The organism is Streptomyces sp. NPDC059909 (assembly GCF_042730885.1).
Classification (GTDB): Bacteria; Actinomycetota; Actinomycetes; order Streptomycetales; family Streptomycetaceae; genus Streptomyces.
On record NZ_JBHWKX010000009.1, the window covers coordinates 134,459 to 148,800 of the forward strand.

The 14,342-nt window shown below is 72.1% G+C and carries 13 protein-coding genes; 4 read left to right on the forward strand and 9 right to left on the reverse strand.

The annotated features are described in order from the left end of the window. Nucleotides 1-338: 338 nt before the first annotated feature. Nucleotides 339-830, reverse strand: coding sequence for a YbjN domain-containing protein (locus ACFV9O_RS09710; RefSeq protein WP_385414632.1), 492 nt, complete (start codon nucleotides 828-830; stop codon nucleotides 339-341). Further along, nucleotides 823-2,166 (reverse strand): D-inositol-3-phosphate glycosyltransferase, encoded by a 1,344-nt coding sequence (gene mshA, locus ACFV9O_RS09715; protein WP_385414634.1) that lies wholly within the window; start codon nucleotides 2,164-2,166, stop codon nucleotides 823-825. Before mshA ends, ACFV9O_RS09710 begins: the two co-directional genes overlap by 8 nt. Nucleotides 2,167-2,370: 204 nt before the next feature. On the opposite strand from mshA, the gene ACFV9O_RS09720 reads away from it, so the two are divergent. The 3 genes from ACFV9O_RS09720 (at nucleotide 2,371) to ACFV9O_RS09730 (ending at nucleotide 6,107) form a co-directional block, all read left to right on the forward strand. Further along, nucleotides 2,371-3,192: a class I SAM-dependent methyltransferase gene (locus tag ACFV9O_RS09720; protein ID WP_385414636.1), complete on the forward strand. Its 822-nt coding sequence runs from the start codon at nucleotides 2,371-2,373 to the stop codon at nucleotides 3,190-3,192. Between the two features lie 201 nt (nucleotides 3,193-3,393). Continuing rightward, the gene (locus ACFV9O_RS09725) at nucleotides 3,394-4,482 is read left to right on the forward strand and encodes an NlpC/P60 family protein (RefSeq protein WP_385414639.1); all 1,089 of its coding nucleotides are present in this window, start codon (nucleotides 3,394-3,396) and stop codon (nucleotides 4,480-4,482) included. A 329-nt stretch (nucleotides 4,483-4,811) separates the two neighbouring features. Next, nucleotides 4,812-6,107: a PP2C family protein-serine/threonine phosphatase gene (locus ACFV9O_RS09730; RefSeq protein WP_385414641.1), complete on the forward strand. Its 1,296-nt coding sequence runs from the start codon at nucleotides 4,812-4,814 to the stop codon at nucleotides 6,105-6,107. A 158-nt stretch (nucleotides 6,108-6,265) separates the two neighbouring features. Here ACFV9O_RS09730 and ACFV9O_RS09735 read toward each other — a convergent pair whose 3' ends face one another. From ACFV9O_RS09735 to ACFV9O_RS09760, 6 genes are all read right to left on the reverse strand, one after another. Then, nucleotides 6,266-6,604: a DUF2516 family protein gene (locus ACFV9O_RS09735; RefSeq protein WP_385414681.1), complete on the reverse strand. Its 339-nt coding sequence runs from the start codon at nucleotides 6,602-6,604 to the stop codon at nucleotides 6,266-6,268. Nucleotides 6,605-6,753: 149 nt separating this feature from the next. Next, nucleotides 6,754-7,377 carry a hypothetical protein gene (locus tag ACFV9O_RS09740; RefSeq protein WP_385414644.1) on the reverse strand — a complete coding sequence of 208 codons (624 nt, stop codon included), beginning with the start codon at nucleotides 7,375-7,377 and terminating at the stop codon, nucleotides 6,754-6,756. Nucleotides 7,378-7,403: 26 nt separating this feature from the next. Further along, nucleotides 7,404-7,850: a helix-turn-helix domain-containing protein gene (locus ACFV9O_RS09745; RefSeq protein ID WP_385414645.1), complete on the reverse strand. Its 447-nt coding sequence runs from the start codon at nucleotides 7,848-7,850 to the stop codon at nucleotides 7,404-7,406. 314 nt (nucleotides 7,851-8,164) lie between these two features. After that, complete coding sequence (locus tag ACFV9O_RS09750; protein WP_385414648.1) at nucleotides 8,165-9,244, reverse strand: sensor histidine kinase; 1,080 nt, start codon at nucleotides 9,242-9,244, stop codon at nucleotides 8,165-8,167. Next, nucleotides 9,237-9,932: a response regulator transcription factor gene (locus ACFV9O_RS09755; RefSeq protein WP_385414650.1), complete on the reverse strand. Its 696-nt coding sequence runs from the start codon at nucleotides 9,930-9,932 to the stop codon at nucleotides 9,237-9,239. The genes ACFV9O_RS09750 and ACFV9O_RS09755 overlap by 8 nt, the downstream gene beginning before the upstream one ends. A 68-nt stretch (nucleotides 9,933-10,000) precedes the next feature. Further along, complete coding sequence (locus tag ACFV9O_RS09760; protein WP_385414653.1) at nucleotides 10,001-10,705, reverse strand: VanZ family protein; 705 nt, start codon at nucleotides 10,703-10,705, stop codon at nucleotides 10,001-10,003. Between the two features lie 284 nt (nucleotides 10,706-10,989). On the opposite strand from ACFV9O_RS09760, the gene ACFV9O_RS09765 reads away from it, so the two are divergent. Further along, entirely contained in the window at nucleotides 10,990-14,163 is a 3,174-nt protein-coding gene (locus ACFV9O_RS09765) for an ATP-binding protein (RefSeq protein WP_385414655.1), read from the forward strand. Here the strand turns inward: ACFV9O_RS09765 and ACFV9O_RS09770 are convergent. Then, the coding region (locus tag ACFV9O_RS09770; RefSeq protein WP_385414658.1) for an ABC transporter permease at nucleotides 14,144-14,342 on the reverse strand (199 nt) is incomplete at its 5' end. The genes ACFV9O_RS09765 and ACFV9O_RS09770 overlap by 20 nt on opposite strands.

A 14,342-nucleotide genomic window follows, 5' to 3' on the forward strand; every position in this document is an offset into this window, starting at 1 on the left:
TCGGCGTCCGCGCTGTCCCAGTGGTAGTGCAGTTCGCCGTCCTCCTCGACGCAGATGGAGTCGAGGGACACGTCGGGGGTGCAGGTCATCCACTCCCCTGGGCGCACGGCGGCCGGCGGGGTGTGGCGGCGGTCGCCGCACCGCCGGACACGGCGACCGCCGCCACGGCTATCGCACCGCCGAGCACGCTCCGTCTGGTCAGCTGATCCATGCGCCCCGCCTTCCAAGCATGTGAACGCCGTTCATGTCTGCGTCGGCGGAGAGCATGGCACGGCCCAGAGGAGCGGGGAAGAGGTCGAACAGAAGGTGGATGGCCGGCGATTACCGGGGCGCGGCGATCACTTCGCCGGGCGCTGGGTCAGATGAGTGAACGCGTCGAGATTGCGCGTGGACTCGCCGCGCGCGACCCGCCACGCGTACTCCTTGCGGATCGCGGTCGCGAAACCCAGCTCCAGCAGGCTGTTGAAACCGCCGTCCGCGGCCTCCAGCACCGTGCCGAGCAGCCGGTCCAGCTCCTCGGGCGTGATGACGGAGAGCGGCAGCCTGCCGACCAGGTAGATGTCGCCGAGCGGGTCGATCGCGTAACTCACGCCGTACAGCTTGAGGTTGCGCTCCAGCAGCCAGCGGTGGACGCCCGCCTCGTTCTCGTCCGGGTGGCGGATGACGAAGGCGTTGAGGGACAGCGAGTGCTGACCCACGATCAGCGAACAGGTCGTCGACAGCTTCCGCGTGCCCGGCAGCTTCACGACGTACGAGCCCGGCTGGGGGCTCTCCCATTCCAGCTCGGCGTCCGTGAGCGTCTGCTCCAGGACCTTCAGCACGTCAGCCATGGTGGGAGCGTACGCGACGGCGGTGCTCCTGCATGGCCGCGGTGTACACGTCCGCGGTGGCCGACGCCGCCGTGTCCCAGCCGAAGCCGCGCGCGTGGCGCGCCGCCGCACCGCCCATGCGGCCCGTCAGTTGCGGGTCGTCCACGAAGCGGCGCAGCGCGCGGGCGTAGTCCGCCGGGTCGTGTCCGGGCACCAGGAAGCCGGTCTCCCCGTCCCGTACCGCGACCGGGAGGCCGCCGACGGAGGCCGCGACGACCGGGGTGCCCGTCGCCTGCGCCTCGATCGCGACCAGGCCGAAGGACTCGCTGTACGAGGGCATGACCAGCACGGACGCGGCGCGGAACCAGTCCGCGAGCCGGGTCTGGGCGACCGGCGGCCTGAACCGTACGACGTCGGCGATCCCGAGCCGGGCCGCCAGCTTCTGCAGGCCCTCCGGCTTGGCGAGACCGCTGCCGCTCGGCCCGCCGACGATCGGCACGACCATGCGGTGGCGCAGGGACGGGTCCTGCTCCAGCAGCAGGGCGACCGCGCGCAGCAGCACGTCAGGGGCCTTCAGCGGCTGGATACGGCCGGCGAAGAGCGGGATCACGGCGTCCTGGGGCAGACCGAGGCGGGCGCGGGCGGCGGCCCGGCCGTCGGCGACGCGGAAGCACTCCAGGTTCACGCCGGGGTGGACGACGGCGACCTTGGCGGGGTCCGCGTCGTAGTGGCGGATCAGCTCGCCGGCCTCCTCCGCCGTGTTGGCGATCAGCCGGTCGGCGGCGTCGACGATCTGGGTCTCGCCGATCACGCGGGCCGCGGGCTCGGGGGTGTCGCCCTCGGCGAGCGCGGCGTTCTTGACCTTGGCCATGGTGTGCATGGCGTGGACGAGGGGGACGCCCCAGCGCTCGGCGGCGAGCCAGCCGACATGGCCGGAGAGCCAGTAGTGGGAGTGGACCAGGTCGTAGTGGCCGGGCCGGTGGCCCGCCCAGGCCTGCATCACGCCGTGGGTGAAGGCGCACAGCTGGGCCGGGAGGTCCTCCTTGGCCAGGCCCTCGTAGGGACCCGCGTCCACGTGCCGGACCAGTACGCCGGGCGCGAGCTCGACGACCGGGGCCATACCGCCCGTGGTCGCCCGGGTGAAGATCTCCACCTCGATGCCGATGGCGGCGAGCCGCTTGGCGAGCTCCACGATGTAGACGTTCATGCCGCCCGCGTCGCCCGTCCCCGGCTGGTGCAGGGGGGAGGTGTGCACGCTGAGCATGGCGATGCGGCGCGGCCTGCGGTGCTGTCCGGGAAGCCGCAACCGCGGCGGCGACGCCAGGGTTCCGGCGAGCCGGGACACGTACTGGCTCACGTGGACGGTCCTCTCCGCTCGGGTGCGCTCGCTGCTCGGGCCGGCCTGAGGATGGGCATGCCGAGGAAGGGCGCTCGCAGCCCTTCAGGCCTGACAACAGCGGAACCGTCTCTTTCATTTCCCCCTTTGCCGAATCATTGCCCAGCGCACCCCCTGCCCCCGGCGTGTCGTATACGCCCCATGCCCGCCCTTACCCTCATTCACATGTCCCCGCGCACCACCCCGCCCCCGAGCCGCCCCGTGGGCGCGGTGACCCGTGGGACCACCAATCCGAACCGGCTGCGCCGCATGGACCGCTGGATCGCCGCCGTGCACGGCCCGGCGCTGCGCCGCTCGGCCGGCGCGCCGGTCGCGGTGGACCTCGGGTACGGGGCCGCCCCCTGGACCGCCGTGGAGCTGCTGCGGCGGCTGCGTGCCGCCGAGCCGCGCACCCAGGTCGTCGGCATCGAGATCGAACCGGCCCGGGTCGCGGCCGCGCGCCCGTACGAGCGGGAGGGGCTGCGCTTCCTGCACGGCGGCTTCGAGGTGCCGCTGCCGGAGCGGCCGCTGCTCATCCGGGCGGCGAATGTGCTGCGCCAGTACGACGAGGACCAGGTCGCCGGGGTCTGGGAGCGGCTGTGCGCCCGCCTCGCACCGGGCGGTCTGCTGGTCGAGGGGACGTGCGACGAGATCGGGCGGCGCCACGTGTGGGTGGCGCTGGGGCCCGAGGGGCCGCGGACGGTGACGTTCGCCACTCGGCTGGGCTCGCTGGAGCGGCCGTCGGACCTCGCGGAGCGACTGCCCAAGGCGCTCATCCACCGGAACGTTCCTGGCGAGCCCGTGCACGCATTCCTGCGCGACTTCGACCGGGCGTGGGCGGCGTCCGCTCCGTACGCCTCCTTGGGTGCGCGCCAGCGGTGGCTGAGGGCCGTCCGGGACCTGGCCGCCGACTGGCCGCTGACGGGGGCGGGTCCGGACGGGCTGCGCCGGTGGCGGCAGGGCGAAGTCACCGTGAACTGGACGGCCCTGGCACCCAATTCCGGCTGAACGGACGGCGAAGCGGGGGCGCAGGGAACGCGGAGCCGGGTTTGTTCGTCTCTGACGGATGGACCTGACGGGGGATCCGGCGGATGGATGTGATCGGGCGCGTTCCGGCGCGTGCCCCTGTCGCTTTTGGGGAGGGCGTGGCACCATCACGACGTCCCCGCGTAAGTTACTGACGGTAAATCACATTTAGAGGGGGAGCTTGTGTACCGACGCCGCTGTGCTGCCGCCGCGATCACCGTGGTCTGCGCCGTGACGTTGCTGGCGGCACCGGGCCAGGCGTTCGCGGCGCCTTCGACGGTTCTGGCTCCCGCCGCGCCGGCCGCGCCCGAGCCGCGCCCGACCGCGCCCCCGAAGAAGACCCTCGAGCAGATCCGGCTGGAGCTCGAGGGCCTCTACGCCAAGGCCGCGACCGCCACCGACGCGTACAACCTCGCGGAGGAGCAGGCGAAGAAGCAGTCGGCCGAGATCGTGAAGCTGGCCCAGGAGATAGTGAAGGGCCAGGACCGGATCGCCGACCTCAAGGACCGCGCGGGCGCCGCGGCCCGCGCCCAGTACCGGGGCGGCGGGCTGCCGCCCGAGGCCCAGCTGATGCTCACGGACGACCCGCAGCTCTTCCTCGACAGCGCGGGCCGCTTCCAGCAGGGCCAGAAGGCGACGAAGGATCTCATCGGCGAACTCGAGCAGACCCAGGCCGACTTGGCGGCGTACACCAAGGAGGCAGGCGCCCAGTGGACCAAGCTGGAGGCCAACCGGGTCAGGCAGGAGAAGGCCAAGAAGGAGATCACCGAGCAGATCGCCGCGGCGAAGAAGATCGAGTCGCAGCTCGAGAAGGAGGAGCGGGCGCGGCTGCTGAAGCTGGAGGAGGACGCGGCGTACCGGGCGCAGACGGCCTGGCTGAGCTCCGGTGTCCTGAAGAACATCGCCGCCGGGAGCGCGAGCGCGCAGGGCAGGAAGGCCATCGCCTTCGCGACCGCGCAGATCGGCAAGCCGTACGTGTGGGGCGCCGAGGGGCCGGGTTCGTACGACTGTTCCGGGCTGACCTCGCAGGCGTGGGCGGCAGCGGGGCGGGGCATCCCCCGGACCTCGCAGGAGCAATGGCGGCTGCTGCCGCGCATCGACGTCAAGGACATGCGGCCCGGCGACCTGATCATCTACCACGCCGATGCCAGCCATGTGGGGATGTACGTCGGCGACGGGGCGATCGTGCACGCGCCGCGGCCGGGGCGGAACGTGACGCTCGCGGGCGCCGGTTCGATGGTGATCCTCGGGGTCGTGCGCCCGGACAAGTAGTCTTCCTGGGGCGTTGAGAGGCGTTGTATGTCTTGTACGCACTGTGTGCGGGGACTTACACCCGTACGGGTGGATGTGACGTGAGCGGGGCCACGTAACTGCCCTCGCGGTGACGGGGGTCACGCGGGGGTCGCGTGACCCCGGTCACCTGCAACGCGTGACGTTCGTCATCACCGGCGCGGCAACTACCTCCCGATGCGCGGCATATGCCATCCGATCTTCTTGCCACGCCATTCCGCTCCACCGCCCGCTACCGCTATGGTCCCCGTCTGGCGGGACGTCGATCGTCGACCCGCCGCGCCCTCGGGGGGAGGGAAGGAACCAGACAGATGCCCGTACCCGTTCCGCGCCAGCGGACCGGTTCACCCGTCGCAGTACCGGCCGCCGCCCTACCTCCTGTCTCCGTACCGCCCGTGCGCGACACCGGCACCGAGACGGCCAACGGCAGCGACCTCACGCTCCTCGTCATCGAGGACGACCCGGCGGGCACCTTCACCGTCCCCGAAATGCTCGACGCGGCCGGCACCCGCGTCCGTATCCGTACGGCCCGCAACCTCACCGAGGCCGAGCGGCTGCTCACGGACGACATCCACTGCATCCTCGTCGACCTCGCCCTGCCCGGCCGCGTGCGCGGCCAGTCCGACGAGGACGCCGACGAGCTCGCCGTGCTGCGGCACGTCCTGCGCCTCGCGCCGCGTCACGCCGTGCTGGCGCTGACCGCCGAGGCGGACGCCGAGCGGGCGGCCGAGGCGGTGCGCGTCGGGGCACAGGACTTCCTGCTCCGCAACGAGCTGGACGGCCGGACCCTGAGCCGCGCCATCCGGTACGCCGTCGAACGCAAGCGCGCGGACACCGCGCAGGTGAAGCTGGCCGAGTCGCGGCTGCGGGCGCAGGAGAACGCGCGCCTCGAGCGCGGCCTGCTGCCCACTCCGCTGTTGCAGGGCTCGGACCTGCGGTTCGCGGCCCGCTACCGGCCGGGCCGCTCCCGCGCCCTGCTCGGCGGCGACTTCTACGACACGGTCCGCACCCCGGACGGCACGGTCCACGCCATGATCGGCGACGTCTGCGGCCACGGGCCGGACGAGGCGGCGCTCGGCGTGGAGCTGCGGATCGCGTGGCGGGCGCTGACGTTCGCGGGTCTGTGCGGCGACGAGCTGCTCTCCACGCTGCAACAGGTGCTGGAGCACGAGCGGGAGAGCGAGGAGATCTTCGCGACGCTGTGCACGGTCGACATCGCGCCCGACGGGCGCCGCGCGGGCCTGTGCCTGGCGGGCCACCCGTCCCCGCTGATCGCCCGCAAGGGCCAGGCCGCGCAGCTGCTCCCGTACGAGAACGGGGGCCCGGCGCTCGGCCTGCTGCCGAACGCCCGCTGGCCGCGCCGCCAGGTCGAGCTGGGCGGGTCCTGGAGCCTGATGATGTACACGGACGGGCTCATCGAGGGCCGGACGTCCGAGGGCGGGGAGCGCCTGGGCCAGGACGGCATGGTCGAGATGATCAACCGCCGGCTGGCGGACGGGCTCCGCGGTGAGGCACTGCTGGAGACCGCGGTGGCCGAGGTGCGGGAGCTGAACGGCGGGGACCTGACGGACGACGTGGCGGTGCTGTTGCTGGACCGCGTGCGCTGACGGGGCCCGGGCCGCCTGGGGGTCCTGGGCCGCCTGAGGGCCTGGCGTCGAGGCCCGGCCCCTGGCGCGCCAGGACCGTGTCCTGTGCCCGGACCGCGCCCTGCCGCCGTCCGCGGTCCGTCAGCCGTCCGTCTGCGATCCGCCTGCCTGCGGTCCGTCTAGCGCCCGCCGTTGTACGGACCGTAAGGACCGTCGCTGCTGGAACCGCCACGGCGGCCGCGGCCGCCCGAGACCTGCTGGAGCGCGGGCCGCACGTCGACCAGGAAGACGATCGTCGCGATCAGGCCGGCGATCTGCAGGAACAGCATCTGCAGGAACAGATTCACCGCGACCGTGACGCCCAGCAGAATCAGCCAGAAGATCTTGGTCTGCTTGTCGGCGGCGCGGTACGCGTCCTCGCGCGCCATGGCGGCCATGACCAGCGCGACCACCGCCAGGACAAGCATGACCAGGTTGAGCAATAGCCAGAGGAGACTGTCGAATCCGGCCATCAACATGCTGAGCACCGCCTAGAGAGTGAAAGTGAAGCGCCTCGCGGCCAACGTACCCCTGTACCTACCCGGACAACGGGCCGGGCACGGATGACGTGCCCGGCCCGTTGCGGCGTCGGCTTTGGGTCCTGCTTCCCGGGCCTTCTCTCCGGGTCCTACTTTCCGGAAGAAGGCGTGCCCTTCTTGGCGACCGGCTTGCGGGCCGGGGCCTTGCGGGGAGCCGGCGCGGCGGCCTTGGGCTCGCCCTGCGCCGTGGCCTTCGCCTCGGGGGCGCTCTTCACGGAGGTGCCGTTCGCCTTGGCCTCGGAGCTCTTGGGCTCGTCCGCCTTGGGCTCGACGGCGACCGCGATCTCGGCGATCTCCTCGGCGGCCTCACCGCGCCAGGCCTTCACGGTCTGCTCGCCGTGCTCGGCGACCTTCTCGTACGTCTCACGGGCGCGGACCGCGTACTCGGCGGCCACACCCACGCCCCGCAGCGCCAGGTCCTGGGCGGTCTCGCCCAGCTTCTTCAGGTCGGTGTCGAGGGTCCCGAGCACCTCGGTGACCTTGGCCTGGACGGTGGCCTGGGCCTCCTTGGCCTGGGCGGTCACCTTGGCCTGCACGGCCTTCGGGTCGGTCTCCCGCACCGCCTCGAACCGCGCGGGGGCCTCGGCCCGCAGCTGCTCGATCAGCGCGGGCACCTTCTTGGCCTGCTGCACGGCGAGGTCGGCCGTGCCGGCCGCGAAGTAGAGGGGGGTCGGGTCGGTGAACGTCTTGCGCAGGTCATCAGCGATGGCCATGACTGTGGTCCTCCCGGATCGCAGAGTCAGAGTTCGGGTTCACGTACGGTTGCTGCGGGTCCATCGGCACCACTTCCGCCGGCCGTGCGGGGGCCGTCATCGGCGGTGTCCTTATCCGTATCGGCGTCGAAGCCGTTCTCCTTGCGGAACGAGTCGTAGATCTGCAGCAGAACCTGCTTCTGCCGCTCGTTGATCGACGGATCGGCGAGGATGACGGCCCGCGTCTCCAGCTCGTCCCGCTCGCGCTCGTCCAGAATCCCGGCCCGTACGTACAGCGTCTCGGCCGAGATCCGCAGCGCCTTCGCCACCTGCTGCAACACCTCGGCGCTGGGCTTGCGCAGCCCGCGCTCGATCTGACTGAGGTACGGATTCGACACCCCGGCGGCGTCGGCGAGCTGCCGCAGCGAGAGCTGCGCATTGCGCCGCTGCTCGCGGAGGTAGTCACCGAGATTGCCGACGTTGAGTGATGCCATACCCCCGATACTGCGACATCCTCGCTAACTTTTGCAAGCACCTGCTTGCAAAAGTGTGCCCCGTCACGTGTGGTGAGACTGCGTGCATCAGTTGGCACCTGTGCATCTGAGTTGGCACCTTGAGCGTCCGAGTCGGCGCGCAGGGTACTCGCGTCGCATCACTGATCTGGGGCTTTCCCGGGTTTGGGCTCCCCTCGGCGGACGAGTGGGCCGCTGCGCAATGACGTCCGAGAATCAGCGCGAAGCCATGGCTCACGCGGGCCTGCACCGAACTTCCAGTCAACGATCTAGCGGGCCCCGCTCGGGGACGATGCCTACGGCGTGCCGGGAAGCCGGACCGTGACGAGGAGACCGCCGGTGGGGCGGGGGACGAGGTCGAGGGTCCCGTCGTGGGCGCGGACGATGCTGTGCACGATGGCCAGGCCGAGGCCTACGCCGGCGTGCTCGTCGGTGCGTACCCGTTCCGTTCCGCGCTGAAAGGGTTCGGTGAGGGTCGGCACCAGTTCCGGTGGGAGCGGATGACCCGTGTTCTCGACCCGCAGCACGCTCATGTCGCCGTGCGCCTCGGTGTGGACCGTCACGGTGCCGCCGGCGGGGAGGTTGTGGACGATGGCGTTCTGGACGAGGTTCGTCACCATCCGCAGCAGGAGCTCCGCGGAGCCGCTGGTCCGTGTCGCTCCGCCGGTGACGTCGAGCGTGATCCCGCGCTGTTCGGCGAGGGGGAGCAGGGTCTCGGCGGCCTCTTCGGCGACGAGGGAGAGGTCGACGCTCTCGCGGTTGAAGTTCCCGCGGTCGCTGCGGCTGAGCAGCAGGAGGGCCTCGGTGAGGTCGATCGCGCGCGTATTGACAGCCTGCAGGCGTTCGAAGAGTTCGTCCTTGTCCCGCGTGGGGTCCCTGCGGGCGACGTCGAGCAGCGTCTGCGAGATGGCCAGCGGGGTGCGCAGTTCGTGGGAGGCGTTCGCGGCGAACCTCTGCTGCTCGGCGACGTGCGACTCGAGTTGTTCGAGCATGGTGTCGAACGCGTCGGCGAGTTCACGGAATTCGTCCTGGCGGCCTTCCATGCGGATCCGGTGGGACAGCGATCCGTTCCCGGCCATCCGTGCCGCATCCGTGATCTGTGTGAGCGGTGCGAGCATCCGGCCGGCGAGGATCCATCCCCCGGCGAGGCCGAACACGAGCAGGAAGACCATCGCCACGGCCGCGGCGGGGGCGAAGGTGCGCACAAGGAGGTAGCGGTTGGGCGAGATCCCGAGAAGGCCCTTGGGGGTGTCGGGTACGTAGCGCAGCAGGAACACCCACACCACGGCCAGCAGGAGAGCGCCGGCGACGGCGAGGAACCCGGCGTAGCTGAGGGTGAGTTTCAGTCGGACGCTGAGCCCTGGGCGTCTATGCATGCGTACTGCCGGGGCGGGTGGTGCCGGGGCCGGTGTCGATGCGGTAGCCGACACCCGGCACCGTGGCGATGATCCATGGTTCGCCGAGCCGTTTGCGCAGTGCGGAGACGGTGATGCGGACGGCGTTGGTGAAGGGGTGGGCGTTCTCGTCCCAGGCCCGTTCCAGCAGCTCTTCGGCGCTGACGACCCCGCCCTCGGCGGCGACGAGGACTTCCAGCACGGCGAACTGTTTGCGGGTGAGCGCGACGTAGCGTCCGTCGCGGAAGACCTCCCGGCGGAAGGGGTCGAGGCGCAGGCCCGCGATCTCGCGGACCGGGGGCCGGGCGTACGCGCGTCTGCGGTCGAGAGCCCTCAGCCGCATGACGAGCTCCCGCAGCTCGAACGGCTTGGTGAGGTAGTCGTCGGCACCGAGCTCGAACCCGGACGCCTTGTCGTCGATCCGGTCGGCGGCGGTGAGCATGAGGATCGGAATGCCGCTGCCGGAGGCGACGATGCGCCGGGCGACCTCGTCGCCGGAGGGGCCGGGGATGTCGCGGTCGAGGACCGCGAGGTCGTAGGAGTTGACGCTGAGCAGTTCCAGGGCGGAGTCGCCGTCGCCGGCGATGTCAGCGGCGATCGCCTCCAGCCGCAGACCGTCACGGACGGCTTCGGCCAGGTAGGGCTCGTCCTCCACGATCAGTACGCGCATGTCCGAAGCCTAAGCAGCACAACATATCGCCGTCGTATGCAAAGACGTGTGCACACCGGACACGCGACTCAGCCTGCCGGTACCGGCGCGGGGCGAGGCTGGTCCGACGGCGCTTCCGCCGTAGTGCGCCACCAGCGGCGCGACGCCAGCGCGGCCAGCACGGCGCCGGCGGCGTTGACCAGTACGTCGTCCACGGAGGACACCCGGTCCAGCCGCAGGACGTACTGTGCGATTTCGACCAGGACCGAGCAGCCCGCCCCGAGCGCCAGGATCCGCGGCACGGACGCCAGCGCCGCGAACCGCATCGGGGCGAAGAACCCCAGCGCCGCGAAGACCAGCAGGTTGCCGACGATCCCGAGCGGCCCCATCGTGAGCAGGTCCCGCAGCGGTACCAGGCTCACCCGGCCGGGGACGATGCCGGCACCGGCACCCGGCATCATGGTCAGCCATAGGAACGGCACCGTCCCGTGGACCATGCCCACCTCGGCCAGCGACATCCGCCACGCCGATGTGACGCCGGCGGCACGCCGACCGCGCGCCAGAGCCCACACCACCAGCGCGGCCAACGGCAGCGCGACCAACGTGATGAGCACCACACCGTTGAACGTATCGAAGCAACCGTGCCACCGCCCGGCCATGCACATCGGAGCGGACATCATGAGCGGCCGCCGCACGACGAACACGGCGCTCGCCATGCCGAGGATCGCCAGGCCGGGGAGCACGATCCTGCGCATGCGGCGGGGCGGTACTGACACGGATGCGTTGTGGTTCATGCCCCCATTGGAGACGGAGGGCGGTTGCGGTGGCGTATGCGATTTTCGATACGCCCGCGATACACGGAATCCCCGGCATGACATCCGACGTGTCCCGGCTCATGTGATCCGCTCCGACCTCAGAGAGCCTCGATCGACAGTTGGTGGCTTCGGCGCGGGTGCAGGAACAGTCGGCGCGAGCCGCGGCGGCCGTCCGCGCGGGCGTTGGGCGAGGGCCGCCCGCGCAGCGGGAGTTCGGCCCGCGGCGGGAGTTCCGGCGGCCGGGCCTTGGCTAGTCTGCACGGGTGACCACCGACCTGACTCTGCTGCCGCGTGTCGCCTATCGCGGACAGGAGGTCACCGCGCCCCGGCTCCGCGGCCTCCTCGCGCTGCTCGCGGGCGACCTGCGCACGGGCTGCAGCACCGAGCGGCTCGTGGAAGGGCTGTGGCTGCCGGACGAGTTGCCGGAGCGGCCGGGAAAGGCGGTGCAGGTCCTCGTGTCCAGGGCGCGGGCGCAGCTGGACGCCGACGTCCTCGTAAGCACGCCGACCGGATACCGGCTCACACTCGCCGAGGACCAGGTCGACAGCTCCGCCCTGCTGCTGCACGCCGCCGCCAGCGCGGACCGGGCCAGGGCCGGGGACCACGCGGGTTCGCTGGCCGCGGCCGAGGCCGGGCTCGCGCTGTGGGAGGGCACTCCTGACGGGGCCGGCGACACCGACGACCCCGTAGCCGCGTTGCGCACCGAGCGCGCCCCCGTCCGCGACACGCTCGTACGCGCGCAGGCGCTCGCGCTCGCCCGCCTCGGACGGCACGCGGAGGCGGCGGGGCCGCTGGCCGTGGCCGCCTCGGAGCATCCGCGCGACGAGGAAGTGCTCGCCGAGCTGCTGCGCGGCGAGGCGGCGACGGCGGGCCCGTCCGCCGCGCTGACGCGGTACGAGGTGTACCGCCGTGAGCTGCGCGACGAGCTCGGCACGGATCCGGGCGCCGGGCTCAAGGCCGTACAGCAGGAGCTGCTGCGCGGCGAGGCACCTGCGGTCAGGCACGGCGTACCGCACGAGCCGAACCAGTTGCTCGGCCGGGACGAGGACATCGCGGCGGTGGAGCGGCTGCTGCGCGCCTCCCGCGCCGTCACCGTCGTCGGCCCCGGCGGCCTCGGCAAGACCCGGCTCGCGCACGCCGTCAGCCGCCGGGCCGAGCAGCGCGTGGTGTATTTCGTGCCGCTCGCGGGCGTCACCGCGGACGAGGACGTGGCCGCGGAGGTAGCCTCCGCGCTCGGCGCGGGCGAGGGGCGGCCCGGCGCCATGAGCGGCCACGCCCCGGCCGACCCGGTGCCCGGCATCCTCGGCGTGCTCGGCTCCGGGCCCGCGCTGCTGGTCCTGGACAACTGCGAGCAGGTCGTGCGGGGCGCCGCCGGCCTCGTACAGGCCCTGGTCTCGTCCTCGAAGGACCTGCGGGTGCTCGCCACCAGCCGGTCCCCGCTGGGGCTCACATCGGAGGCGGTGTACGCGCTGCCGGAGCTCGGACTCGACACCTCCATCGAGCTGTTCACACAGCGGGCCAGGGCCGCCCGGCCCGGCGTGGAGCTGCCGCCGGACGCGGTGGCCGAGCTGTGCCGCCACCTCGACGGGCTGCCGCTCGCCGTGGAGCTGGCCGCGGCGCGGGTGCGGGTCCTTTCGGTGCCGGCGATCGCCCGCCGACTCGGCGACCGGTTCGCGCTGTTGCGCGGCGGGGCGCGGGACGTGCCGGAGCGCCACCGCACGCTGCACGCGGTCGTGGAGTGGAGCTGGAACCTCCTCGACGAGGAAGCCAGGGCCGCGCTGCGCATGCTGTCCGTCTTCCCCGGCGGCTTCACGGGCGAAGCGGCGGAGCAGGTCCTGGGCGAGGACGCGCTGTTCCTGCTTGAGCAGTTGGCCGATCAGTCGCTGATCACCGTCGCCGACACCCCGGCCGGCGTGCGGTTCCGGATGCTGGAGACCGTACGGGAGTTCAGCGCGGCCCGGCGTGCGGAGGCGGGCGAGGACGAGGAGGCCGTCGGCCGGTTCCTCGCCTGGGCGCGGGACTTCGGGGTCGCGTACCACGACTGGTTCTTCGGCTCGGAACCGCTGGTCGCCTGGGAGCGGATCAGGGCCGAGCAGGACAACCTCGTGCCGGCCCTGCGGCACGCCCTGGCCCGTACGGACGGCCCCACCATCGCCGCCCTCACCGCGGTCCTCGCCGCCCTGTGGTCCACCGGCTCCAACTACCCCCGCCTCACCGCCCTCGCCGCGGACACCGGCCCGCCGCTGTCGCACTACTACCCCGAGCCCGAATACGTCGAAGTCGCCCGTGCCGCCGCGGTGTTGTGCACGGCGAGCCTGTTCATGGGCTACGGCCCGCACGTCGTACGCCAGCTCGTCACCCTCCGGCGGCTGCCCCCGGCCCCGCCGGACACCCTGGTGCGCGCCATCGCGGTAGTGCTGAGCGCGGTCCCTGAGATGCTGCCTCCCGACTACGAAGTGCTGCAGAAGCTCTGCGACAGCGAGCAGCCGCTGCTCGCCGGCATCGCCGAGTGCGTCGCCACCTACGTCTGGGAGTACGAGCACGACATCGACCGTGCACTCGCCTCGGCTCGCCGGATCATCGTCGCACTGGGGCCGGTCGACAACCCGTTCCTGCAGGTCATGGGCCACGCCCGGCTGGGCGAGCTGTGCTTGAAGATGGAGCAGGGCGAGGCCGCGTACGGGCACCTCAAGGCGGCGCTCGAGGTGCTGCCGCGGCTCGGTGACGAGCACGACTCCATCGGCGTCCGCAGTGGCCTCGTCCTCGCCTGCCTGCAGCGCGGCGACCCCGACGAGGCCGAGTACTGGCTGCGGCAGGCGGAGGGCCACAACACCCCGCAGCAGGACGACTTCCACAGCCCCGGCCTCGGCGGGCGCGCCGAGATCGCGCTCGCCCGCGGGCTGACGGAGGTCGGGCTCGGCTTGTGGCGCAGCGCCGTGCAGGGGATGCCCGCGGCCGGCTCGCTGCGCAGCGGCGACCCCTTCCTCGACCGGTGGGCGCTGCAGATCCGGTCGGCGGCGGTGACGGCGCACGCGCACGCCGGCCGTCTCGAGCTGGTCGTGGGACCGCTCGACCAGCTGCGGCAGGGGCTGCGGACCCTGCTCTCCGGTCCGGCCGGCTCGCCGGGGGAGCTCCCTGTGTTCGGGACGGTGCTGCACGCCCTCGGCATGGCGGGGCTCGCCTCCGGCGACGCCGGTGCCGGTGCCGGTGCCGGTGCCGGTGCCGTACGGATGGTCGCGCTGGCCGAACGGCTGCGGGTGCTGCGCGACTACCAGCCGACGATGTCGGCGGACCGCGCCCGGAAGGCGGTCGCGGCCGCCGGAAACACTGCCAGGGCGGCGTACGCCGACGCGGTGTCGGAGTACGCCGCCCTGGGGCGGGACGAGCTGTGGGAGGCAGTCCGCGCTGTCATGGCGGTTACTTCGGGTCGCGGTTGAACAACGCCGTCGACCAGCGGTAGCCGAGCGCGGACAGCGCGACGCACCAGGCGATCGCGAGCCACCCGTTGTTGCCGATCTCGATGCCGAGCAGCAGGCCGCGCAGGGTCTCGATGGCCGGCGTGAACGGCTGGTACTCGGCGATCGGCTGGAACCAGCCCGGCATCGTCTCGGCCGGG

Coding starts and splice junctions, on each gene's coding strand:
- ACFV9O_RS09710 (WP_385414632.1), bottom strand. CDS start 830: ATGGCTGACGTGCTGAAGGTCCTGGAGCAGACGCTCACGGACGCCGAG.
- ACFV9O_RS09720 (WP_385414636.1), top strand. CDS start 2,371: ATGTCCCCGCGCACCACCCCGCCCCCGAGCCGCCCCGTGGGCGCGGTG.
- ACFV9O_RS09730 (WP_385414641.1), top strand. CDS start 4,812: ATGCCCGTACCCGTTCCGCGCCAGCGGACCGGTTCACCCGTCGCAGTA.
- ACFV9O_RS09735 (WP_385414681.1), bottom strand. CDS start 6,604: ATGTTGATGGCCGGATTCGACAGTCTCCTCTGGCTATTGCTCAACCTG.
- ACFV9O_RS09740 (WP_385414644.1), bottom strand. CDS start 7,377: ATGGCCATCGCTGATGACCTGCGCAAGACGTTCACCGACCCGACCCCC.
- ACFV9O_RS09745 (WP_385414645.1), bottom strand. CDS start 7,850: ATGGCATCACTCAACGTCGGCAATCTCGGTGACTACCTCCGCGAGCAG.
- ACFV9O_RS09750 (WP_385414648.1), bottom strand. CDS start 9,244: ATGCATAGACGCCCAGGGCTCAGCGTCCGACTGAAACTCACCCTCAGC.
- ACFV9O_RS09755 (WP_385414650.1), bottom strand. CDS start 9,932: ATGCGCGTACTGATCGTGGAGGACGAGCCCTACCTGGCCGAAGCCGTC.
- ACFV9O_RS09760 (WP_385414653.1), bottom strand. CDS start 10,705: ATGAACCACAACGCATCCGTGTCAGTACCGCCCCGCCGCATGCGCAGG.